Source organism: Nakamurella sp. A5-74 (genome assembly GCF_040438885.1).
Classification (GTDB): Bacteria; Actinomycetota; Actinomycetes; order Mycobacteriales; family Nakamurellaceae; genus Nakamurella.
Map to the genome: position 1 here is coordinate 2,629,538 of NZ_CP159218.1, position 21,096 is coordinate 2,650,633.

General features: G+C 70.3%; 20 protein-coding genes. 8 read left to right on the forward strand and 12 right to left on the reverse strand.

What is annotated here, in order from left to right:
* Positions 1-5: 5 nt before the first annotated feature.
* Entirely contained in the window at positions 6-563 is a 558-nt protein-coding gene (locus tag ABLG96_RS12025) for a general stress protein (protein ID WP_353647627.1), read from the reverse strand.
* Positions 564-769: 206 nt separating this feature from the next.
* On the opposite strand from ABLG96_RS12025, the gene ABLG96_RS12030 reads away from it, so the two are divergent.
* On the forward strand, positions 770-1,924 hold the full coding sequence (locus ABLG96_RS12030) for an Mrp/NBP35 family ATP-binding protein (RefSeq protein WP_353647628.1): 1,155 nt from the start codon (positions 770-772) through the stop codon (positions 1,922-1,924).
* A gap of 50 nt (positions 1,925-1,974) precedes the next feature.
* Here the strand turns inward: ABLG96_RS12030 and ABLG96_RS12035 are convergent, their stop codons facing one another.
* The 4 genes from ABLG96_RS12035 to sigE form a co-directional block, all read right to left on the reverse strand.
* On the reverse strand, positions 1,975-2,877 hold the full coding sequence (locus ABLG96_RS12035) for a hypothetical protein (protein WP_353651480.1): 903 nt from the start codon (positions 2,875-2,877) through the stop codon (positions 1,975-1,977).
* A gap of 68 nt (positions 2,878-2,945) precedes the next feature.
* Positions 2,946-4,412, reverse strand: coding sequence for a trypsin-like peptidase domain-containing protein (locus ABLG96_RS12040; RefSeq protein WP_353647629.1), 1,467 nt, complete (start codon positions 4,410-4,412; stop codon positions 2,946-2,948).
* A 213-nt stretch (positions 4,413-4,625) separates the two neighbouring features.
* Positions 4,626-4,943, reverse strand: coding sequence for a zf-HC2 domain-containing protein (locus tag ABLG96_RS12045; protein ID WP_353647630.1), 318 nt, complete (start codon positions 4,941-4,943; stop codon positions 4,626-4,628).
* The gene (sigE, locus tag ABLG96_RS12050; RefSeq protein WP_353647631.1) at positions 4,940-5,533 is read right to left on the reverse strand and encodes an RNA polymerase sigma factor SigE; all 594 of its coding nucleotides are present in this window, start codon (positions 5,531-5,533) and stop codon (positions 4,940-4,942) included. The genes ABLG96_RS12045 and sigE overlap by 4 nt, the downstream gene beginning before the upstream one ends.
* Before the next feature lie 71 nt (positions 5,534-5,604).
* Here sigE and ABLG96_RS12055 point away from each other — a divergent pair, with 71 nt between their 5' ends.
* From ABLG96_RS12055 to ABLG96_RS12065, 3 genes are read left to right on the forward strand one after another with little or no spacing between them, the layout of a single operon-like run.
* Positions 5,605-6,231 (forward strand): O-methyltransferase, encoded by a 627-nt coding sequence (locus ABLG96_RS12055; RefSeq protein WP_353647632.1) that lies wholly within the window; start codon positions 5,605-5,607, stop codon positions 6,229-6,231.
* 59 nt (positions 6,232-6,290) lie between these two features.
* Positions 6,291-7,130 (forward strand): D-alanyl-D-alanine carboxypeptidase family protein, encoded by an 840-nt coding sequence (locus ABLG96_RS12060; RefSeq protein ID WP_353647633.1) that lies wholly within the window; start codon positions 6,291-6,293, stop codon positions 7,128-7,130.
* The gene (locus tag ABLG96_RS12065) at positions 7,127-7,792 is read left to right on the forward strand and encodes an HAD-IA family hydrolase (RefSeq protein WP_353647634.1); all 666 of its coding nucleotides are present in this window, start codon (positions 7,127-7,129) and stop codon (positions 7,790-7,792) included. The genes ABLG96_RS12060 and ABLG96_RS12065 overlap by 4 nt, the downstream gene beginning before the upstream one ends.
* A gap of 101 nt (positions 7,793-7,893) precedes the next feature.
* Here ABLG96_RS12065 and glgC read toward each other — a convergent pair whose 3' ends face one another.
* Positions 7,894-9,129 carry a glucose-1-phosphate adenylyltransferase gene (gene glgC, locus ABLG96_RS12070; protein WP_353647635.1) on the reverse strand — a complete coding sequence of 412 codons (1,236 nt, stop codon included), beginning with the start codon at positions 9,127-9,129 and terminating at the stop codon, positions 7,894-7,896.
* A gap of 60 nt (positions 9,130-9,189) precedes the next feature.
* On the opposite strand from glgC, the gene glgA reads away from it, so the two are divergent.
* On the forward strand, positions 9,190-10,341 hold the full coding sequence (glgA, locus tag ABLG96_RS12075) for a glycogen synthase (protein ID WP_353647636.1): 1,152 nt from the start codon (positions 9,190-9,192) through the stop codon (positions 10,339-10,341).
* Positions 10,342-10,475: 134 nt separating this feature from the next.
* Here the strand turns inward: glgA and ABLG96_RS12080 are convergent, their stop codons facing one another.
* Positions 10,476-10,646, reverse strand: coding sequence for a DUF3117 domain-containing protein (locus tag ABLG96_RS12080; protein WP_353647637.1), 171 nt, complete (start codon positions 10,644-10,646; stop codon positions 10,476-10,478).
* Between the two features lie 154 nt (positions 10,647-10,800).
* Here ABLG96_RS12080 and ABLG96_RS12085 point away from each other — a divergent pair, with 154 nt between their 5' ends.
* The 3 genes from ABLG96_RS12085 to ABLG96_RS12095 all read left to right on the forward strand — a co-directional run bounded on the left by ABLG96_RS12085 (position 10,801) and on the right by ABLG96_RS12095 (position 12,263).
* The gene (locus ABLG96_RS12085) at positions 10,801-11,682 is read left to right on the forward strand and encodes an enoyl-CoA hydratase-related protein (RefSeq protein WP_353647638.1); all 882 of its coding nucleotides are present in this window, start codon (positions 10,801-10,803) and stop codon (positions 11,680-11,682) included.
* 67 nt (positions 11,683-11,749) lie between these two features.
* Entirely contained in the window at positions 11,750-12,019 is a 270-nt protein-coding gene (locus ABLG96_RS12090; protein WP_353647639.1) for a DUF6191 domain-containing protein, read from the forward strand.
* On the forward strand, positions 12,012-12,263 hold the full coding sequence (locus tag ABLG96_RS12095) for a hypothetical protein (protein WP_353647640.1): 252 nt from the start codon (positions 12,012-12,014) through the stop codon (positions 12,261-12,263). Before ABLG96_RS12090 ends, ABLG96_RS12095 begins: the two co-directional genes overlap by 8 nt.
* A 28-nt stretch (positions 12,264-12,291) precedes the next feature.
* Here ABLG96_RS12095 and ABLG96_RS12100 read toward each other — a convergent pair whose 3' ends face one another.
* Genes ABLG96_RS12100 through ABLG96_RS12120 form a run of 5 tightly spaced genes read right to left on the reverse strand, consistent with a single transcriptional unit; the run spans position 12,292 to position 21,061 of the window.
* Positions 12,292-12,861 (reverse strand): DNA-3-methyladenine glycosylase I, encoded by a 570-nt coding sequence (locus tag ABLG96_RS12100; RefSeq protein ID WP_353647641.1) that lies wholly within the window; start codon positions 12,859-12,861, stop codon positions 12,292-12,294.
* The gene (locus ABLG96_RS12105) at positions 12,858-13,457 is read right to left on the reverse strand and encodes a DivIVA domain-containing protein (RefSeq protein ID WP_353647642.1); all 600 of its coding nucleotides are present in this window, start codon (positions 13,455-13,457) and stop codon (positions 12,858-12,860) included. The genes ABLG96_RS12100 and ABLG96_RS12105 overlap by 4 nt, the downstream gene beginning before the upstream one ends.
* Positions 13,458-13,515: 58 nt before the next feature.
* Positions 13,516-14,328: a dihydropteroate synthase gene (folP, locus tag ABLG96_RS12110; protein WP_353651481.1), complete on the reverse strand. Its 813-nt coding sequence runs from the start codon at positions 14,326-14,328 to the stop codon at positions 13,516-13,518.
* A gap of 59 nt (positions 14,329-14,387) precedes the next feature.
* Positions 14,388-17,684 (reverse strand): ATP-dependent DNA helicase, encoded by a 3,297-nt coding sequence (locus ABLG96_RS12115; RefSeq protein WP_353647643.1) that lies wholly within the window; start codon positions 17,682-17,684, stop codon positions 14,388-14,390.
* Positions 17,681-21,061, reverse strand: a complete 3,381-nt coding sequence (locus tag ABLG96_RS12120; protein ID WP_353647644.1) for an ATP-dependent DNA helicase — start codon at positions 21,059-21,061, stop codon at positions 17,681-17,683. The genes ABLG96_RS12115 and ABLG96_RS12120 overlap by 4 nt, the downstream gene beginning before the upstream one ends.
* Positions 21,062-21,096 lie beyond the last annotated feature (35 nt).

Below are 21,096 nucleotides of genomic sequence, written 5' to 3' on the forward strand. Positions count from 1 at the left end.
CCCGATCAGCGGCCTGCGGGTGGGCTGAACTGCTGCGGAACCGGGGCTCCGGTGTTGTTGCCGAGCTCCATCCGGGCGAGCAGGTTGCGGGCCGCCTCCGCCGAACGCGGCTCGCAGAGTACGTCGTAGCGGCGGGCCACCACCTGGCTGGCCGAGGTGAAGTCGCGACGGCCCTTCGTGACGTTGTAGCCCAGCAGCCCCATGACGGCACCGAAGACGGCACCGATGGCGACAGCCACCAGCACCAGGATCAGCACACCGCCCTGGACCTGGGAGAAGAACGACATCAGCAGACCGACGAACAGGCCCATCCAGGCCCCGGATGCGGCTCCAGCACCGACCACCTTGCCGGCGGTGAGCTTGCCGGTGACCCGTTCGACCATCTGCAGATCGGACCCGACGATGGTCACGTCACGGATCGCGAAATCGTTGCGCGCGAGATGTTCGACGGCGCTCTGTGCCTGCAGATAGGTCGGATAGGCAGCGACGGTGAAGCCGGTGGGTGGGGTCGGAACGGTCAAACCGGCGGGCTGGCCGGGACCGAACCCTCGTGGCGTCGTCATGGGGACACCTCCTGATCTGGTGAATCTCCATTTTCGCACACCGGGGTGGGGGACGTCTGTGCGTGGCCTGTGCCCAGCGGGTACATGCGGGGTTGGGGTGGTGGGACCCACAGCGCCTCCGGCTTGCTGCGGGAATGCCCCCGCACCTGGTGGCGCTAGCCTGGGAGGTGCCCGATCTGCGGGCGACGGAAGGAACCACCGCACCCATGCCGATCGATACGACCACCGTCACCGAGGACATCGTCCGCACCGCACTCGCGGGCGTGAAGGACCCGGAGATCCGTCGACCCATCACCGAGCTCGGGATGGTCGACGAGGTGGTGGTGCAGCCTGCCGCCGACGGCGCCCTGGTGCGCGTCCGGGTGCTGCTGACGATTGCCGGCTGCCCGATGAAGGACACCCTGACGCGCGATGTCACCGGCGCGGTGCGGGCGATCCCCGGGGTCGCCGACGTCGATCTCACGCTGGGCGTGATGACCGACGAGCAGCGCGGCGCCATGCGCGACGGACTGCGCGGTGGGGCGACGAAGGACATTCCGTTCGCCCGTCCGGGCTCTCGGACCCGGGTCTACGCGATCGCCTCCGGCAAGGGTGGCGTCGGCAAGTCAACGGTCACGGTCAACCTCGCTGCCGCGCTCGCCGCTCGCGGGATGAACGTCGGCATCCTGGACGCAGACGTCTACGGCTTCTCGATCCCGCGGATGATGGGCGTCACCGGTCAGGCCACCAGGGTCGACGACATGATCCTGCCGCCGATCTCGCACGGGGTGAAGGTGATCAGCGTCGGCATGTTCGTCGACGGCAACACCCCTGTCGTCTGGCGCGGGCCGATGCTGCACCGGGCGCTGCAGCAGTTCCTGTCCGACGTCTTCTGGGGCGACCTGGACGTGCTGCTGCTGGATCTGCCACCGGGCACCGGCGACGTGGCGATCTCCACCGCCCAACTCATCCCGACCACCGAGATCCTGGTGGTCACCACGCCGCAGCAGGCCGCTGCCGAGGTCGCCGAACGCGCCGGCGCGATTGCCCTGCAGACCCGGCAGAAGGTCGTCGGCGTGGTGGAGAACATGTCCGCCATGACCCTTCCGGACGGCAGTCTGCTCGAGCTGTTCGGCAGCGGCGGCGGGCAACTGGTCGCCGATCACCTGTCGACGATCACCGGTACCAAGGTGCCGTTGATCGCGCAGATCCCGCTGGACATCGCCCTCCGCGAAGCCGGCGACAGCGGCCTGCCGCTCATCCTTCGACCGGAGGCCACGCACTCAGCGGCTGCGACAGCGCTGCGTCTGGTGGCCGACGATCTGGCCACCCGGACCCGGCCGCTGGCCGGTGTACCGCTGGGCATCACCCCGCAGCGCTGACTCTGCTCGTCCGGGCGCCGTTCGGCTGAACCCGCCCTGTCGGTCCGCTGTCAGGAGCCGGCAGTGGGCAACGGATCGGGTATCCTGCTGCGCGGCAACGGATCTCCGCCGATGACCAGCGGCTGCTGGACCGGCTCCCTGGGCGCCGGACGCTGCTCGGCAGCAGCAGCCGGCGACGGGATCGGATCGGACAGTGCAGCAGGCGCAGCCGGCGACGGGATCGGATCGGACAGTGCTTCCTGCGCGGCCGGAGCGGGCTGCACGAACGGCGGCTGCTCGGATTCGGGTACCTGCTCGGCTGTCGGCTCGACCTGAGGCATCGGATCAGGTTCGGACGCCGGCTGATCCTGCTCCTGGAATCCGCCGACCAGGGGCATCGGGTCAGGTTGGGACGCCGGCTGATCCTGCTCCTGGAATCCGCCGACCAGGGGCATCGGGTCAGGTTGGGACGCCGGTTGAACCTGCTCCTGGGATCCGCCGACCAACGGCAGCGGATCGGAGACGGTGGGACCCGGGGTCGAGCCCTTGTCGAAGGAGACCTCGTCCGCCTGTGCTGCGCGCGCCGTCACCTCTGCGGGTCCACCCGCGGAGACCTGCTTGGCCGACGGATCGGCGAGCAAAGCCGGGTCGAGCCCGAGCAACCCCGCGACGCCGCCCGCCGTCTTGGCCTCGTCCGTCCCGAAAATCGTCTTGGTGATCATCGCGCGCGGGTTGAGGTCCTTGAGCTCCTTGAGCGACTGCAGTTCCTTGAGCCCTTGCAGCTCGGCGATCTGCCGCCGCATCTCGGCGATCTCCGGACCGAGCTCGGAGGTCAGCTGCTGCTGGGCGCCCTGCGCCATTCCGCGCATCTTCTTGAGCGATCCCGTGACCCACTGCACCGCGGTCGGGATCCGTTCTGGACCGAGCAGGAAGACGCCGATCACCACGATCATGATGATCTGGGTCCACGACATTCCGAACACGGGTGAATCCTACCGATCTTGTCTGGGTCGCTGCGAACGGATGCACGTACTGCGGTCGGTCAACCGGCGGTCAAGGTCACCTGCACCGTCAAGGACCGTCCGGAGCGGACCAGCTTCACCGGGACGGTCTCACCGACGGCGTGTTCCTGGACGGCGACCACCAGCTCGTCGGCGTTCCCGACTGCACGATCACCGACCACGATGATCGTGTCGCCCTCCTCGATGCCGGCCTTCGCCGCGGGGCCGCCGGAACGGACGTTCTGCACCTGGGCGCCGAGCGTGGTGCCATCGGTCGCCGACCGCGCGTTGACCCCGATGTCGGCGTGCTGGACGGAGCCGGTACGGACGATCTCCTGGACGATCTGCCTGACCTCGTCGGCCGGGATGGCGAATCCCAGGCCGATCGACCCGGACGCCTCCGACTGGCCGAGGGTGCGGATGGCGGTGGGGATCCCGACCAGCACGCCCGAGCCGTCAACGAGCGCACCACCGGAGTTGCCGGGATTGACGGCCGCATCGGTCTGGATCGCATCGATGACGGCATTGGTGTCGCTGCCCGACCCCGACAACCGCACCGGGCGGTCGAGCGCGGACACGATGCCGGTGGTGACGGTTCCCTGGAGCCCCAGCGGCGAGCCGATGGCGATCACCGGATCGCCGACCGCGAGCTTGCTCGAGTCGCCGAACTGCATCAGCCGCGGGTTGTCGACCGAGACCTGCAGCACGGCGAGGTCGGTCTGGGGGTCGCGGCCGACGATCGTGGCGGGGACCCTGGTGCCCTTGCCGTCGTTGAAGACCACCGAGAGTTCGGCGCCCTCGGCAGTGGCTGCCTGGGAGATGACATGGTTGTTGGTGACGATGTAGCCGGCCTTGTCGAACACCACGCCCGACCCGGTCCCGCCCGCGTTGCCGACCCGCACCTCGATCGACACCACCGCAGGGGTGACCTGAGCAGCGATGGCCGCCACTGACCCGACCGGACGATCGATCGACTGTCCGACGACGGCGAGCGTGTAGTCGGGATCGGTACCGGCGACCACATCGGTCGACCTGAGACCCAGCACCACCGCGCCACCGACCATGCCGGCCAGCAGGGTCACGACGACCAGCCCGATCAAGGCCGAAGGACGCAGCCGGTGATCGAACAACGCCTGCCGCAGGGTGAACGGTGCGGCGGTGCGGTCGCCGCCCAGCGAATCCGGCTCGTCGGGCGACTCCTCCGCGGGCCGGCCGAGCCGCACCTCGGCGCTGGGGTCACGCCACGGTGACGGGGGCCCGCCGACCGTACGGGCGGCGGGTTCGCTCTCCGGCGGACGCCGCAGGCCCTGGTGCGCCCCGTCGGGTCGGCCGAAGGCATCGGCGAGCATCTCGGGCACGACGGGCCGTTGCTGGAACCGCGGTGCGGGCCCCGGCGGACGCATGGCAGGCGGGGCGAACGATCCGTGCACCTGACCCGGACGCCCGAACACCGCCGCCTGCGCGGGATCAACGGCCCGTCGGCGCTGGTCCGGTTCGCTGGTCTGCACGGTGTTCGGGCCCCTTCCGGTCTGCTGGCGGCTCCTGCTGGGTCACGGCCCACAGCGTCGTTCGACGCCGCGCCAGGAGTCGATGGGTCGGCGGAACTGCGAGCGCCCATCTGCTGGCAGGTTACGACACGCTCGGGTCGGGCCCCGGCCGAACGGATCAGGTCACCGGCCGAACGCCGGCGAGGGGAAAGATCCCACACCCGATCAGCGGGCTCAGTGCCGCCCGAACCACGACCGGTTCGCCGTGCGCTGAGCCACGTCGGCGACTGACTCAACACTGCTCACGGGCAGCGCGACCGGGATCGACCGCAGCTGGTCGAACAGGCTGCCTGGCATCTTCGGGGCGAACGCCGACCTGAGCAGCTCCCTGGCTTGGGTCTGTTCGGCCACCTCACCGGCGCAGCTGGTGCATCGGGCGATGTGCGCGGCCGCGCGCTGGTAGGCCGCCAGGCTCAACTCACCGTCGGCGAATGCCACCACCGCGTCGAAGGACAGGTGGTCGGCGAACGCCTCGGAGAAGAAGGAACTCACAGCTGCGCCCCCCGGAGAGCCGCTTCGGCCTCCTGGGCGGCGTGCTCGGCCCGGCGGCGCTCGATGCCGTGCCGCAGGGCCTGACGCCCACGATGGATCCGCGACCGGACAGTGCCCATCTTGACGCCGAGCGTCGTGCCGATCTCCTCGTACGACAACCCCTCCACGTCGCACAGCACGACGGCGGCGCGGAACTCGGCGGGCAGCTCGTCGAGCGCGGCCTGCAGATCGGGGTCCAGGTTCATCTCGTGGTAGGTCTGTTCGGGCGACAGTTCGCGCCCGGCGATCCGGTCGGTGTTCTCCGGCAGCGCCTCCATCCGGATCCGTCCGCGCCGCCGCACCAGGTCGAGGAAGACGTTGGTGGCGATGCGGTGGATCCAGCCCTCGAAGGAACCGGGGGTGAACTTGTCCAGCGACCGGAACACCCGGATGAAGGTCTCCTGGGTGATGTCCTCGGCGTCGTGGGCGTTGCCCGCCAGACGGTATGCCAACCGGTACACCCGATCGCCCTGCTCGCGGACGATGTCGTCCCAGGCCGGTGGGGTCCATGTGCCCCGCTCTGCCATCGGGGTCTCCTTGCGTGTAGTCATTGCCGATCATCCTGCCCGATCACCGTGTGAGTCGGCTGAGAATTGAGCTGCCCATCCGCTACCGTCGCCTGGTGTCCAACAGTCGGTCGTACGCGGAGTTCTTCATCTCGGAGTCCGAGGAGGCCTCGACCGCCCGGCGGCGTGCCGCCGACCTCGGCTGCACGCCGATCGGAGCCGGCGGTGCGACCGCGTTGACGTTCCTGGCCGCCGCCGTCCAGGCGAAGGCCGTTGTCGAGATCGGTACCGGCGCAGGCGTTTCCGGCCTGGCACTGCTGGCCGGCATGACCGCGGACGGCATCCTCACCTCCATCGACGTCGAGGCGGAGAACCAGCGGGCCGCGAAGCTCGCCTTCACCGAGGCAGGGGTGGCCGGCGCCCGCACCAGGCTGATCAACGGTCGCGCGCTCGAGGTGCTCCCCCGGTTGACCGACGGCGCCTACGACCTCGTCCATGTGGACGCAGCCAAGTCCGAGTACGGCCTGTACGTCACTGAGGCGATCCGGCTGCTCCGCCCGGGAGGAGTGCTCGCGGTCGACAACGCACTGTGGCACGACAAGGTCGCCGACCCCACCCAACGGGACGCCGAGACCGTCGCGGTCCGCGAAGCCGGCCGAATGATCCGTGAGGACGAGTCGCTGGTGCCGGTGCTCATCCCGCTGGGTGACGGTCTGCTCGCCGCGGTCAAGCGTCCCCGCTGACGGCTGTCGTCCCGGCGCGGGGCTACGCCCGGGCCGGACTGCGCACGTAGCCTGCTGACGTGCCATCCGTGACCGCCGTGCCCCATGCCGACCGACAGCCCGACCACTCCGTTCGCCGCCGTTCCCCGCGCATCCTGGTCTTCGTCGTACTCGGCCTGGCGCTTGCCATCGGTGGTTGCACCTCGGCGGCACAGGACGACCCGGTGACCGTCACGAAAGTGGTCGAGGCAACCCCCCGGTCCTCGCAACCCGCCGGCACACCCCGACCCGCCCCGACCACCCGGGCTGCGAACACCGCGTCCCAGGACACCGGCGGCGATCCCGGTTCGATGGATCCGACAGCGCCGCCCCCCGCCGGGACGTCCGACGGGGGAAGCCCCGCGGCCACCTCCACCCCGCGCACTCGCGAGCCCACGTCGTCGGGCGCCGGCACCCCGACGGCCAACGCAGCCGACGCGTCACCGGACACACCGGGACCCGAGGGCGGCCGGCCCTGCGCCACCGACGCCCAGTACGTCGACGAGGACCCCACCGGCCTGCGCAGCGACGTCAGCACCGGATGGCGGTCGATCGAGAAGGCCGCGAACGCTGACGGCGTGATCGTCTGTCTCAACGACGGCAAGCGCAGCAAGGCCCAGCAGCAGGCCCAGTACGACCAGTACGAACAGCAGTACGGCAAGGAGGTCGCCGACCAGCTCGTGCTGCCACCGTCCAAGTCGGCGCACGTCATCGGCAATGCCATCGACGTGCAGCCGCAGGCTGCGTACCAGTGGTTGCAGGCCACGAAGGGGGATCTGGGCTTCTGCCGGATCTACGACAACGAGCCCTGGCACTTCGAGTACGACGTGAAGTACTTCGAGCAGGGCTGCCCGGCCCGGCTGCCGAAGCCGCAGCGATGACAGCCGCTGCGGCGTCGACAGCACCCGCGCCGAGCTCGGGGCCCGAGCCGACTCGTCGGTGGCTCGATGGGCCGTTCGACGCGGTGTTGTGGGACTGCGACGGAGTGCTGCAGCACGGCATCGCCGGAGCACTCGACGAGCTGGCCGCACGGGTCGGCATCGAGGTGCTGCCGACGTTGTTCGCCGAGGAACTCCCTGCCCTGCGCGGGGAGGAACCGCTCGCCGACGCCGTCCGGCGGGTGCTGATCGCGCACGATCTGGACCTTCCGATCGACGAGATACTGAGCATCTGGGACGAATACGTCCTGGATCCGGATGCGCTGGCCGTCCTGCAGGAGGTGCGTGAGCTCGGGATCCCCTGCCACCTGGCGACCAACCAGCAGGACTACCGCCGTGACGGGATGCGGGTGAAGTTCGACCACCTGGTCGACGGTTCGTTCTACTCGTGCGAGATGCGGACCTGCAAACCCGAACCCGCCTACTTCCGGTACGTCTGCGATGCCCTGGGCGCAGCGCCCGGCCGGCTGTTGTTCATCGACGACCTGGAGCCGAACGTCGCGGCGGCCCGCGCGGTCGGCCTGGTGGCCGAGATGCACGACCCCGCCGCCGGTGCGCCCGCGCTGCGGGAACTGCTGCGCCGCAACGGCATCCCGGTGCGGTAGCGAAAGCGCGCCAGACCCGGTGGCGGCAGGACGGGTCTCGACTCGTTCGTCGCTCGACCGGCGGGCGACGTCGCTCGACCAGCGCCCTGCGCGGCTCCGGATCAGCGGGTGACGCGCACGCCCTTGCCGACCACGGTGATGCCGGACTCGGTGACGGTGAAGCGTTCCCGGTCGCGTTCGAGGTCGACGCCGATGGTTGCGCCGTCCTCGACGACGACGTTCTTGTCGAGGATTGCGTTGAGCACCTGCGCGTTCTGGCCGACCCTGACATTCGTCAGGATCACCGAGTCGGACACCCGACTGCCGGCGCTGATCCGCACCTCGGGTGAGAGCACCGACCTGGTCACCGATCCGCCGGAGATGATCGTCCCCGCACCGACCATCGACTCGCGCGCGATGCCGTCCTCGACGAACTTGGCCGGCGGGAGCGGACGGTCGTAGGTGAGGATCGGCCAGTCGTTGTTGTAGAGGTTGAAGATGGGGTGCACCGAGACCAGGTCCATGTGGGCGTCCCGGTAGGAATCCATGGTGCCCACGTCGCGCCAGTAGCCACGGTCGCGGTCGGTGGAACCGGGCACGTCGTTGCGGGCGAAGTCGTAGACGCTCGCGGTGCCCTTCTCGACGAACGCAGGGATGATGCTGCCACCCATGTCGTGGATCGAGTTCTCGTCCGCCGCATCGGCTTTCAGCATCTCGATGAGCGGTTTGGTGGAGAAGACGTAGTTGCCCATCGAGGCGTAGGAGACGTTCGGGTCGTCGGCGACAGCGGGCGGATCGGCCGGCTTCTCCAGGAACTGGGTGATCTTCTGGCCGCCCGCATCGGTCTCGATGACGCCGAAACCGGTCGCCTCGTGGCGGGGGACGCGGATGCCCGCGACCGTCACGTCCGCACCGGTGGCGATGTGGTCGGCCACCATCTGCGAGGGATCCATCCGGTACACGTGGTCGGCGCCGAACACGACCAGATAGTCGGGATCATCGTCGTAGACCAGGTTCAGGCTCTGGAAGATCGCATCGGCGCTGCCGGTGTACCAGCGCGGACCCAGTCGCTGCTGCGCCGGGACCGGGGTGATGTAGTTGCCCAGCATCTGGCTCATCCGCCAGGTGGTGGTGATGTGCCGATCCAGCGAGTGCGATTTGTACTGCGTCAGCACGCAGATCCGCAGGTAGTGCGCGTTCACCAGGTTCGACAGCACGAAGTCGATCAACCGGAAGTTCCCGCCGAAGGGCACCGCCGGTTTCGCCCGGTCAGCCGTCAACGGCCACAACCGTTTTCCCTCCCCGCCGGCGAGGACGATCCCGAGAACTTTGCTGTGCACCCGCGAAGCTGCAGCCATGCCCGCAGCCTAATGTGCGCCCCGTCACGTCCGGTACGCGGGTTGTGTCACGATGTCGGCATGCGTACCGCGCTGTTGACCCGTGAGTTCCCGCCCGACATCTACGGCGGAGCCGGAGTGCATGTCGACTACCTGGTCCGCGAGCTCCGTTCGCTGATCGACGTCGACGTCCATGCCTTCGGCGCCGACCGGACCGGTGCCACCGGGCACCGACCACCGGCCGGCGCCGAGCACTGGAACGCCGCTCTGTCGACACTGGCGGTCGACCTGTCGATGACCGCCGATCTCGGCGGCGTCGAGCTCGCGCACTCCCACACCTGGTACGCCAACATGGCCGGCCACTGGGCAAAGCTGCTGTACGACATCCCGCACGTGGTCACCGCACACTCACTCGAGCCACGTCGGCCGTGGAAAGCCGAGCAGCTGGCCGGTGGCTACCGGCTCTCCTCGTGGGCCGAACGGACCGCGTACGAGGCCGCCGATGCGGTGGTCGCCGTCAGCGACGGCATGCGGGGCGACATCTTGGACTGCTACCCGTCGCTGGACGCCGCCAAGGTGCACGTGATCCGCAACGGTATCGACACGCAGATCTACGCGCCGGTCGCGCAGCGGGACGTGCTGACCTCCCGTGGGGTCGATCTGGAAGCGCCGATCGTCGCGTTCGTCGGCCGCATCACCCGGCAGAAGGGCGTCGGGCACCTGATCGCCGCCGCGCACCACTTCGCGCCCGGCGTCCAGCTGGTGTTGTGCGCAGGAGCGCCCGACACGCCCCAGATCGCCGCGGAGACCGCCGCTGCGATCACCGCCCTGCAGGCTGCCCGGCCAGGCGTGTTCTGGCTGGACGGGATGCTGCAGCTCGAGGAGGTCAAGCAGGTGCTCACCGCGGCGACGGTGTTCTGCTGCCCCAGCGTCTACGAACCGTTGGGCATCGTGAACCTCGAGGCGATGGCCTGCGAGACCGCGGTGGTCGCGAGCGACGTCGGCGGCATCCCTGAAGTGGTCGCGGACGGTGTGTCCGGGACGTTGGTGCACTACGACGGTGCGGAGCCGGAGAGATTCGAGCGGGCGATCGCCGATGCCGTCAACCAGGTGATCGCCGATCCTGCACGGGCCGCCGCCTGGGGTGTGGCAGGTCGGGAGCGGGCGGTGCGGGAGTTCTCCTGGGGTGCTGTCGCCGAGACCACCGTGGCGCTCTACCGCTCCCTGCTCTGAGGGCCCAGCTCGAGGAAGCAGGAGCTTCGGCCCAGGTACGCGCGACCGACACACGAAGGCCCGGACCGGTGGGTCCGGGCCTTCGTGTGTGTTCACACGGAGTACTGGGGCTTCGGCCCGTCAACCACTCACTGCTACTGGGGCACCACGGAGCGCAGGGCCTCGGACAACGCCGAGGCTTCGTCAGCGGTGATCTCGACGACCAGGCGGCCGCCACCCTCCAGGGGTACTCGCATGACGATCCCCCGACCCTCCTTGGTGACCTCCAGAGGACCATCCCCGGTTCGGGGCTTCATGGCCGCCATTCTCGACTCCCTCATTCACATGGACGGACTGCTGTGACCGCAGCGATGGCTGCGCCGATCCTGGCGCTCGCGCCCGCATCGACTTCGTCCATTGTCCCACGCCGCGGTACTGCACGTCACAGCCGGGAGCAGGAGCGGGTGCGATGCTGGGCTGATGAGCGAATTGCCCGACACCTCCGCCACCACGGAATCGCCGTCCGAAGACCGCGCAGAACCGCTCCCTACGGCAGGTGCTGAGGCCGCTGCGCTGACCGTCGTCGACGGCACCGGCGAGGATGTCGGGGTCCGCACCATCACGCTGCAGCGGCCCCGCTCGTTCAACGCCTTCTCCGCCGAGCTGAAGCGGGCCCTGCTCGTCGCGGTGCAGCAGACAGCTGCCGACGACGCCGTCCGGGCAGTGGTGCTCACCGGGTCGGGCAGGGCATTCTCCGCTGGGCAGGACCTGAAAGAACACCTCACCCTGATGGCGGACGATCCTGCTGCCGCCGCCACCACCGTCGCCGCTTTCTACAACCCGCTCATCCGGCTCATCACCTCGATGCCGAAACCCGTGATCGCGGCGGTCAACGGCGTCGCTGCCGGAGCGGGTGCGGGGCTCGCCTATGCCTGTGACCTGCGGATCGCAGCCAGGTCGGCGGTGTTCCGGACGTCCTTCGCGCAGGTCGGCCTGTCGGCCGACTCCGGCCTGTCGGTCACCCTGCCGGCGCTCGTCGGGGCCGGCAGGGCACGCAGACTGATGCTCCTGGACGAGCCACTGGACGCGGCGACCGCGCTGGAGTGGGGCGCGGTCGACCTGCTCGTCGAGGACGACGCCCTGATCACCGCGTCGGCGGACATGGCGCGCCGACTGGCCGCCGGACCGACCGCCGCCTACGGGTTCATCAAGCGGTCCCTGCAGGTCGGCGGGTCCGGTGATCTGCAGGCTGCGCTCGCGTTCGAGGACGAGGCGCAACGGGTCTGCTTCGCCTCCGCAGACCATCGGGAGGCGCTGACCGCCTTTGTCGAGAAGCGTCCACCGCAGTTCAGCGGACGGTGAACAGCCGCGTCCGTGCGCTGCGTCACCCCGGCCGACCCGGTCGCGTAGCCTGATTCTCGTGGGACCTATGGGAGAACTCGGGGCACTGTTCAACCCCGGCATGCGACACGAGATCGAGGAACGCAAGTCCAAGGAGCTCCGTCGCGAGGAAGAAGGCGACAGCGACCCGGGCGACCTGCGCATCGATCTCTTCTCCGGCGTGGCCGTGATCGCACTGGGCAAGAACGGACCCATCGCACCGGGTGACGAGGCTGATCCGAGCGCGCAGCGCTCTGCAGCGAGCGCCCGCGCGAACACCGAACAGACTGCAGCCGAACAGGACAGCGACGATGAGTGACTCCCCCGCGGCCGAGCAGACGCCTGAACGCGAGCGGGGTTCGGACCTCGAACAGACCCCGGAACACGAACAGCGCTCGGACGCCGAGGAGAACTCGGACGCCGGCGCGGGCGATCAGCCGTTGGCGGAGAGCGGGCAGTCGCCCGAGCGGGTCGAGCACGTCGGGGTGAGCGAACACGACGACGTCGACCAGGACGCGCTAGACATCGCCGAGAGCACGTCGTCGGACGAGCCCCCCGCCTGACCCTTCCGGACTGCTCGACTCCCCTGCCTCAACGGGCGGTCGCCCGGAAGCAGTCGGCAACGTGGTCGTCGACCATGCCGGTCGCCTGCATGAGGGCGTAGGCGGTCGTCGGTCCGACGAAAGCGAAGCCGAGCTTCTTGAGCACCTTCGCCATCGCCTTGGATTCCTCGGTGACGGCAGGGACGTCCGCCGCAGTGCGTGGTCGTGGGCGGTCGCCGGGTTCCGGTGCGAACGACCACAGCAGCTCCTCCAGCGACAGCTCTGCCTGCATGATCACCCGGGCATTGCCGATCGCGGCGCGGATCTTGGCGCCGTTGCGCACGATCCCCGCGTCCTGCATCAGGCGATCGACGTCTGCGGAGTCGAGTGCGGCGACGTCGGCGATCCGGAAGCCGGCGAAGGCACGACGGAAGTTCTCCCGCTTGCGCAGGATCGTGATCCAGGACAGCCCGGACTGGAAGGCCTCCAGCGACATCCGCTCGAACAGTGCATCGTCCCCGTGCAGGACGACGCCCCACTCCTCGTCGTGGTAGCGACGGTAGTCGTCGGTGCTGTCGCCCCAGGCACAGCGCACCAGCCCCGAGGTGGGCGAGCTCACTTCCGCAGCACGGTGGTCGGAGCGCCGTCCGGGTCGTCGGCCCGCTCGTACCGATGGGCCTGACCGGTCTGATCTACCTGATCTACCTGATCTACCTGATCTACCTGATCTACCGGATCGACCGGATCGACGGGATCGACGGGATCTACCTGATCGACCGGATCGGCGTGATCGGCGTGATCGGCGTGATCGGCGTGATGGTCGTGATCGATCTGGTGTGACTGATCTGCGTGATCCGTCGGTTCGCCGGTGCCGTTGTCGAAGACGGGGGTCGTCGCCCGGTCCCGGTGCACCTGCGGCAACCGGTCGGGGTCCCCGCCCAGCCTGCTGACCTCGGCCCTGAGCTGCTCGACCTCCTCGGCCACCTTCTCCAGCGACCAGTCGACATCACTCATCCGGTAGCCGCGCACCGCGACCGCGAACCGCAGGTCGCGGATGTTCTCCGGCCGGACACCGGACTCCGGCAGCTCGGCCGGCGAGGTCCTGGCCGGCAACGGTGCCATCTGCTCGCCGCGGCCGAACACCAGCACGGCCACCAGGAACACCACGAGGCCGATCGCGGCAGCGATGACGAGGTACTGGAGCACGGTGATCACGGTGTCGATGGTGCCATGTCGGCGCCGATCGCTCATCCAGACCCGGCGAGACCGACCCTCAGACCAGACCTCGATGGGGTCTCGAGGGTGGCCGCCCGCCACGGATGGAGGACACCATCTCGAGTACCTGGCGGGTGGCACCGACGTCGTGCGCCCGGAACACCGCCGCGCCGGCGTCGGCGGCCAGTGCGGTGGCGGCCAGCGTCCCGGCCAATCGCTCACCGACCGCGACGTCCAGCGTCTCACCGACGAAGTCCTTGCGCGACAACGCCATCAACACCGGAAACCCGGTGGCGACCAGCTCTGCCGTCCGGTCAAGCGCTGTCAGACCGTGGTAGGTGTTCTTGCCGAAATCGTGGGTCGGGTCGATGAGGATGCCTGCGGGCGGTACGCCCGCAGCTTCCATCCGCCGCGCCGCTGAGACCGTCTCCTCGATGATCGCCGCGACGACGTCGGGGTACTCGGGTCGGAACGGGTTCGTCCGCGGCAGCGCGCCGCCGGTGTGGGAGCAGACGATGCCGGCGCCGAACCGTGCGGCCACCTGGGCGAGACCCCGGTCGTGGCCGGCCCAGGTGTCGTTGATCAGGTCGGCCCCTGCTTCGCAGGCCTCGATCGCGACCGGGGTACGCCAGGTGTCGATGCTGATCACCAGATCCGGGTACTTCGCCCGCACCGCGGCGATGAACGGGACGACCCGATGGATCTCCTGCGCCACGTCGACGACCGGACCGACCCCGGCCTTCACTCCCCCGATGTCCACCAGATCCGCGCCCTCGCGAACGGCGAGATCGACGGCGGCCATCGCCGCTTCGTCACCGAAGGTCGCGCCGGGGACGTAGAAGGAGTCGGGCGTGCGGTTCACGATCGCCATCACGGCGGCCCGGTCCGCGCGCAGCGGGCGACCGCGCAGCACCACGGGTGGGCGACCGGTCACGTCGGCGAGCCTACGGAGCCGGCGGTGCTCTGCTCGATCCAGCCCAGGACGAGCCGGTCGAGTGCGTCGCGGTCGGCGAGATCGGCAGGCTGCAGGGTCACGTCGTCCGCGACGTGGTGGAAGGCGGCGCGTACTTTCTGGACGTCCACGCCGGCGAGATCCGCCCAGGCAAGCCGATACGCGGCCAGCTGGAACATGGCCGCGCGTGCGGCTGCACCGGTCGGCGGACGGCCGGTCTTCCAGTCGACGACGGTGAATCCCCCGTCGGAGTCGGCGAAGACCGCGTCCATCCGGCCCCGGACAGCCAGCCCGCCGATCCGGGTGGTGAACGGGACTTCCACCCTGATCGGGGTTCGACCCGCCCAGCTGGATCCGCGGAAGGCGGCCTGCAGGTCGGCGAGCCGGTGGTCGGCCGCAGCGTCCCGGTCGTCGGCGCCGGGCAGCTCGTCGACAGCCAGCAGGGCATCACCGGCGAACAGCTGCTCGAGCCAGGCGTGGAAGGCCGTGCCCCGCCGTGCATGCGGCGCGGGCGGCATCGGGACCGGCCGGCGCAGCCGCCGGGCCAGCTCGGCAGGGTCGCGGGCCAGGTCCACCACCGACGTCACCGACAGGCTCGCGGGCAGGCTGACCTCCCACCGCCGGTCATCGCCCCGCGCTCGTTCGGCGAGCAGCACGTCGACGTCCGCTGCCCAGCCGTACGGATCGTCCTCCTGGGCCGGCAGCGCCGGGTCGGACGCCGGATCCCGCCGCGCCACCGCAGCCAGCACAGCACCGGCACCGGCATCGAGCCGCGCGCGACGGCGATGGTGGGGGTCGGTCGGCCAGCTGCCGGAACGCGGCAGCGCCGTCTGTGGGTTGACCTCGCCGGCTTCCGGCGGGTCGGCCCACAGCTGGGGAACGACCGGGGGCTCGAGCAAGCCGAGGACCTCGACCGCCTCGGTGAGGAACTCGCTGGGGCCACGCGGCTTGACCTGCGTCGATCCCCAATGATGCCCTGACAGCAGCAGGACCCGCTGGGCACGGGTGACGGCCACGTAGGCAAGGCGGCGCTCCTCGGTGAGCTGCCAGTCGCGATAGGCCAGCTGGTGCTCCCCCAGCTCGGCGGCGAGCCGACCCTGGTCGAGGTCAGGGGCAAACGGCGTGGGCGGTACCGGGACATCGCCGGCATCGCCCCGCAGCGCGGGCGGCAACTGCGCCGGATCCGTGAGCCAGGTCTGCTTGCCGCTGTCCGGGAACACTCCCTGGGACAGGTGCGGGATCGCCACCACGTCCCACTCCAGGCCCTTGGCCGCGTGCACGGTCAGGATCTGGACCCGCCCGGGGACGACGTCGATCTCCCCGGGTGTCAGACCGTCCTCCCGTTCGTCGGCTGTCGCGAGATAGTCGAGCAGCTCCGGCACCCCGCCTCCGATGGCGGCGAATTCCCCGACCACCGCGGCGAAGGCATCCAGGTGAGCCCTTCCTTCTGGCCCGGCGACCGCGATCTCGACGTCCATCCCGGTGGTGCGGGCGATGTCGAGCACCAGATCGGGCAGTGGCTGCCCGAGCCGCCGGCGCAACCGCCGAAGTTCGTCGGCGAGCGCGACCAGCCGCGCGTACCCCGCGGCACTGAAGGCACCCGGATCGCCGACGTCACCGATCGCATCGACCAGGCTCGGGACGTCGTCACCGTCCTCGGCTCCCGACGCCTCGGCAAGAGCTGCGCGGACAGCGGCGACACCGTCCGCGGTCGGTTCCCACCGCCGCCGGGCCAGCACGCCCGCCCGGGCGGCGAGGGCCGCCAGATCGGCCATCCCGAGCTGCCACCGAGCACCGCCGAGGATGCGCAGTGCGGCACTACCGGCATGCGGATCGACCAACAGACGCAGCATGGCGACCAGATCGGCCACTTCCGGCTCGTCCAGCAGTCCGCCGAGGCCGACGACCTCGACCCGGATCCCCCGATCCCGCAGCACCTCAGCCAGGTCCGACATCTCCCGCCGCTTCCGCATCAGGATGGCCGTACTGGGCGGTGGCTGCCCGGCCGCGTCGGCGGCGTCCCACATCTCGCCCAGCCGGTCGGCCAGCCACCGGTTCTCCAGCGCGAGCGTCGGGAGCAGGGCGGTGGCCACCGTTCCAGGTGCGGCACCGGGGGCCGGCCGGAGCCCGGGGACGGCACGGCGGACCGGATCCGAGATGGCGTTCGCCAGGGTCAACACCTCGGGGGGGTTGCGGAAGCTCGTGAGCAGTGTCAACCGCCGCGCCTGGGTTCCGTCGGCGAGCGCGAAGTCCTCACCGAAGCGGGTCAGGTTGGACGCGGATGCGCCGCGCCAGGTGTAGATCGACTGGACCGGATCACCCACCGCCGTCACCGGATGTCCGCTGCCGGCACCGTTCCCGAACAGAGCGCGCAGGATCACCCGCTGGGCGTGCCCGGTGTCCTGGTACTCATCCAGCAGCACGACCCGGTACTGGTCGCGGACCGCAGCGGCCACCGACTCCGAACTCGTCACCAGCTGGGCGGTGAGCTGCATCTGGTCGGCGAAGTCGACCACTCCGGCCCGACGCTTCACGCTGGCGAACTCGGCCACCAACGGCACCACCCACTGACGGTTCTGCAGCCAGCCGACGATGGGCTGCAGCTTGCTGTGCAACGCACCCTTCTGTCGGCTGCTCGGTGGCGCCTGGGTGAGCTGACGCTCCAGGTCCGCCAGGTGTGACCTCAACTGTTCGACGTCGACAAGGTGGTCGGAGAGCGCACCGGACAGCGCGAGCAGGATCTCGGTGACCTGCTCGGGTGATTTGTCGGTCTGCAGATCCCCCTCCCACTGACCCACCACCCGTCTGGCCAGCTGCCACATGGAGGTGGCTGTCAGCACCCGAGCGGTCGGTTCGATCCCGACCAGCGGGCCGTACTCGCCGAGCAGGCGCCCGGCGAAGGCGTGATAGGTCGAGACCTCGGGCTCCCCCTCGGCGTGCGACCCGAGCCGATCATCCGGGGTCGCGGAGGTCGGCAACAGTTCCGTCCGCCCGGTCTGCGCGGCCGCTGCCAGGCTGCGCAGCCGGGTGCGGATCCGTTCGCCGAGCTGGACAGAGGCCTTGCGGGTGAAGGTCAGCCCCAGGATGTTGGCCGGGTCGACGAGGCCGTTGGCCACCAGGAACACGACCCTGGCCGCCATCGTCTCGGTCTTTCCGGATCCCGCTCCGGCGACCACCAGCAACGGCTCCAGCGGAGCTTCGATGACCTCGCGCTGCTCGTCCGTCGGTCGCGGCAGCCCGAGGAGTTCGGCAAGTTCCGCCGCACTGCGGGTCATCGGGTCACCTGGCGACCCTCGGTCTGCAGCGGACAGCAGGTCCGCACCGGACAGCGTTCACAAGCCGGGTTCTCACTCGCCCGCACTGCCGAGGAGATCAGCGCAGCAGCGCCGACCACCGCCTGCTCGGCAACGTCGCGCGCGCGGTCGTCGTCGAGTGCCTCCTGGGTGAGCACCTTCGCCTCGCCGGTGCGCAGGTAGACGAGCTGTGCGCCACCGGACACGGTGACCCGTGGACGTTCCGCCGACGCCGGCTCCACCACCCCGTCCGGCAGCACTGTCCTCCCCGACACCACCGCGCCGGCCGCCACCGCCAGTTGATAGGCAGCCAGCTGGAGATGTTCGGCGGCCTGCGCCCTCGTCACCTTCGCTGAACCGGTCTTGAAATCCGTCACCACCGTGGTGCCCTCCGGGGTCTGGGAGAGCAGGTCGACCCGTCCGGTCAGATGGATCGGGTGCCCGTCGATGCTCGCCAGCGGCAGGTCGACCGCCAGCTCGGACCCGATCGTCGCCCAGCCGCCGGCGCCGATGACCTGCAGCCACCGGTCGGCGGCGTCCGTCATCGAGACGATCGCCCGACGCAACCGTCGGATCTGCCAGTCGGGCAGCCGTTCCTGACCGGCCAGGTGGGCGTCGATCTCGGCGACCACGACGTCCCGGGGCACACCGCGCGCGAGACCGGACACGGCGGCATGGACGGCGACCCCCAAGGTCTGGGCATCGCCCATCGGACCGCGCGCCCCGCGTCGCTCGAGCACCCCGCGCAGCTCGCAGGTCTGCAACGACTCGACCGCCGACGGGGAGATCCGCACCGGCGCACCCGGCGGAACCGCATCCTCCTCGGTGGTCGGACCCGCCAGCCCCCACCACTGGTCGGGGTGTGCCCCCGGCACGCCGGCCGCGGCCAGTCTCGCAAGTTGACGGGCAGCCTCCAGAGCGGTCTCGGGTTCGGTTCCCTCGTCGCAGACCACCCGGCGCAGCTCTCCGACCAGGTCCACCAGATGCAGCGCCCGACGCGGACTGACCCCTCCGGGCCAGCCGGCGGCCACCGGCTCCGGTCCGGCCAGCTCGCCGAGGAACCGCGAGGGCACACTGTCGTCGCCGTCCACCGCCGTGACGAGCAACTGACGCCGCGCCCGGGTACACGCGACGTAGAACAGTCGGCGTTCGTCCGCCAGCCGCTCGGCCGATCGCGACACCGCGGGATCGACCCCGGCCGCGAGATCGAGCAGTTCGTCGACCCGGAGCAGACCGGCGCTCGTCCGCAGGTCGGGCCAACGCCCGTCCTGGACGTCGACCACGCAGACCAGATCCCATTCCAGCCCCTTGGCACCGTGCGCCGACAGCACCGACACTGCCTCGTGCGCAGCGGCGCCGCTCGCCGTCTGCTCGTCCGGCACCCGACGTGCCCTGGCCTGCTCGACGAACGCCGTGACCCCAGCACCCGGCAGTCGGGCAGCGAGGTCAGCGGCATCCTCGAACAGGGAGACCACGGCGTCCAGCGAGGCGTCAGCCCTGGCGGCAGCCCGTCCACCCCGCCCCACCGTCGCCAGCAGATCCTTCTCGAGCCCGCTGGTCGTCCACAACTGCCACAGCGCCACCTCGGCGTCCCGCTCATCGGCGACGGCGTCGGCCGTGCGGATCAACCGCACCAGTCGCCGCACCGCCGCGGCGATCGGATCGGGCACCGCGGCCAGCACGGCGCGGGCCGCTGCCACCCGATCAGCAGCAGGGTCGGAATCCTCCTGGTCCCGCACCACTCCGGCCAGTGCTCGGACGAGCTCGGCGATCACCGCACCGGTGCCGCCGGCCGAGCCGGCGCCGCGATGCTCGCTCATCACCCGCCGAGCCACTCCCCGCAGTCGGCGTACAGCGAGCGCATCCAACGTGTCAGGACCGAGCACCGCCGACCCGAGCAGCCTCGCCACGACCTCCGCGTCGATGGTGGTCCGATCCGGGCCCGTTCCGAGCAGCGTGACGAGATCAGCCGCCAGCGGATCGTCCAGCGGGACCCCGGTACCACGGGCCACCAGCGGAACCCCTGCAGCGGCGAAAGCCCGGGTGAGCGGCGGCATCGAGGCCGCTGGTGACCGGAGGATCACGGCCATCGACGCCCAGGCGATCCCGTCCTGCAGGTGCGCGCGGCGCAACCGGTCGGCGACGTAGGCCGCCTGACGCGCGGCGGTGGGGAGCGTGCGGATCTCCACTGCCGCGCGCTCCTCACCGGCGCCCACCGTCGGCGGTGGATCGACAGCCGCGGTCAGCTGCCGGTGCCGCGGCGGACCAGGGAGCGCAGTGGCGATCCGGCGGGTGGCCGCCAACAACGCGGCCCCGCTGCGATGCGAGGTCTTCAGCACGACGGTGCGATCCACCTCCACGTCCCGGAGCGCTGCCGGCTCGGACCCGCGGAAGGAGTAGATCGCCTGGTCGGGATCGCCGACCACCACCAGCTCGTCGGCGCCGGCCGCCACCCGTTCGATCAGCGCGGCCTGGCCGGGGTCGACGTCCTGGTACTCGTCGACGAAGACACGTCGCACCCTCGTCTGCTCAGCGGCCAGCACGTCGTCGCGACCGAGCACCTCCAGCGCCGCCACGGTGAGTTCCGCCTGGTCCAGCGCGGTTCCCAGCCCCGTCGTGCCCATCCGCAGATCGAGCACCTGCTGGTACTCCCGGGCCAGACCGGCGGCTGCCACCCATTCCGGGCGTCGCCGCGCGCGACCGATGGCGGCGATCCTGGCCGGTGACAAGGCCCGCTCACCGGTCCGCAGGACCAGGTCGCGAACCTCGGAGGCGAACGCCGCCGACCCCAGTGCCGGCCGGATCGATCCCGGCCACTGTGCCGCACCGTCGAGCAGCTGCCCGTCGAGCAGATCGGCGACCATCCGATCCGCCTCGGCCGCTCCCAACATCCGTGGCGCCGGCAGTCCGCTGCGGGCGGCGTCGGCCTTGAGCAAGGAGTAGGCGTAGGAGTGCAGGGTGCGCACCATCGGTTCGCCGAGGGTCAGGTCCAGGCGGCTGGAGAGCCGCTCGGACAGTTCCTTCGCCGCGCGCCGCGAGAAGGTCAGCACGAGGATCGATGCCGGATCGACTCCGCGAACCGTGATCCGCTCCACCGCCGCCTCGACGAGCGTTGCCGTCTTCCCCGTGCCGGGTCCCGCCAGCACTCGGACACGACGGACCTGGTTCTCGATCACCTGCCGCTGCTCGCTGGACGGGGAGAACTTCCCGGTCCGGTAGCGAGCCGACGGCGCGGTCAGCCGGTAGTCCGCTCCTGCGCGCGCCCCTGCGTCCGCACCGGGAACACCGGCAGTGCCGGGTGCGCGGCTCGCTCGTTGCTCCGCTGCGATCCGGACGGGGGTGTCGGCGGGCGAGGTCATACCGGAATGCAACCACCCGGGCCCGACAGTGCTCG

Coding starts and splice junctions, on each gene's coding strand:
- ABLG96_RS12025 (WP_353647627.1), bottom strand. CDS start 563: ATGACGACGCCACGAGGGTTCGGTCCCGGCCAGCCCGCCGGTTTGACC.
- ABLG96_RS12030 (WP_353647628.1), top strand. CDS start 770: ATGCCGATCGATACGACCACCGTCACCGAGGACATCGTCCGCACCGCA.
- ABLG96_RS12035 (WP_353651480.1), bottom strand. CDS start 2,877: ATGTCGTGGACCCAGATCATCATGATCGTGGTGATCGGCGTCTTCCTG.
- sigE (WP_353647631.1), bottom strand. CDS start 5,533: ATGACTACACGCAAGGAGACCCCGATGGCAGAGCGGGGCACATGGACC.
- ABLG96_RS12065 (WP_353647634.1), top strand. CDS start 7,127: ATGACAGCCGCTGCGGCGTCGACAGCACCCGCGCCGAGCTCGGGGCCC.
- glgC (WP_353647635.1), bottom strand. CDS start 9,129: ATGGCTGCAGCTTCGCGGGTGCACAGCAAAGTTCTCGGGATCGTCCTC.
- glgA (WP_353647636.1), top strand. CDS start 9,190: ATGCGTACCGCGCTGTTGACCCGTGAGTTCCCGCCCGACATCTACGGC.
- ABLG96_RS12080 (WP_353647637.1), bottom strand. CDS start 10,646: ATGGCGGCCATGAAGCCCCGAACCGGGGATGGTCCTCTGGAGGTCACC.
- ABLG96_RS12085 (WP_353647638.1), top strand. CDS start 10,801: ATGAGCGAATTGCCCGACACCTCCGCCACCACGGAATCGCCGTCCGAA.
- ABLG96_RS12090 (WP_353647639.1), top strand. CDS start 11,750: ATGGGAGAACTCGGGGCACTGTTCAACCCCGGCATGCGACACGAGATC.
- ABLG96_RS12095 (WP_353647640.1), top strand. CDS start 12,012: ATGAGTGACTCCCCCGCGGCCGAGCAGACGCCTGAACGCGAGCGGGGT.
- folP (WP_353651481.1), bottom strand. CDS start 14,328: ATGGCGATCGTGAACCGCACGCCCGACTCCTTCTACGTCCCCGGCGCG.
- ABLG96_RS12115 (WP_353647643.1), bottom strand. CDS start 17,684: ATGACCCGCAGTGCGGCGGAACTTGCCGAACTCCTCGGGCTGCCGCGA.
- ABLG96_RS12120 (WP_353647644.1), bottom strand. CDS start 21,061: ATGACCTCGCCCGCCGACACCCCCGTCCGGATCGCAGCGGAGCAACGA.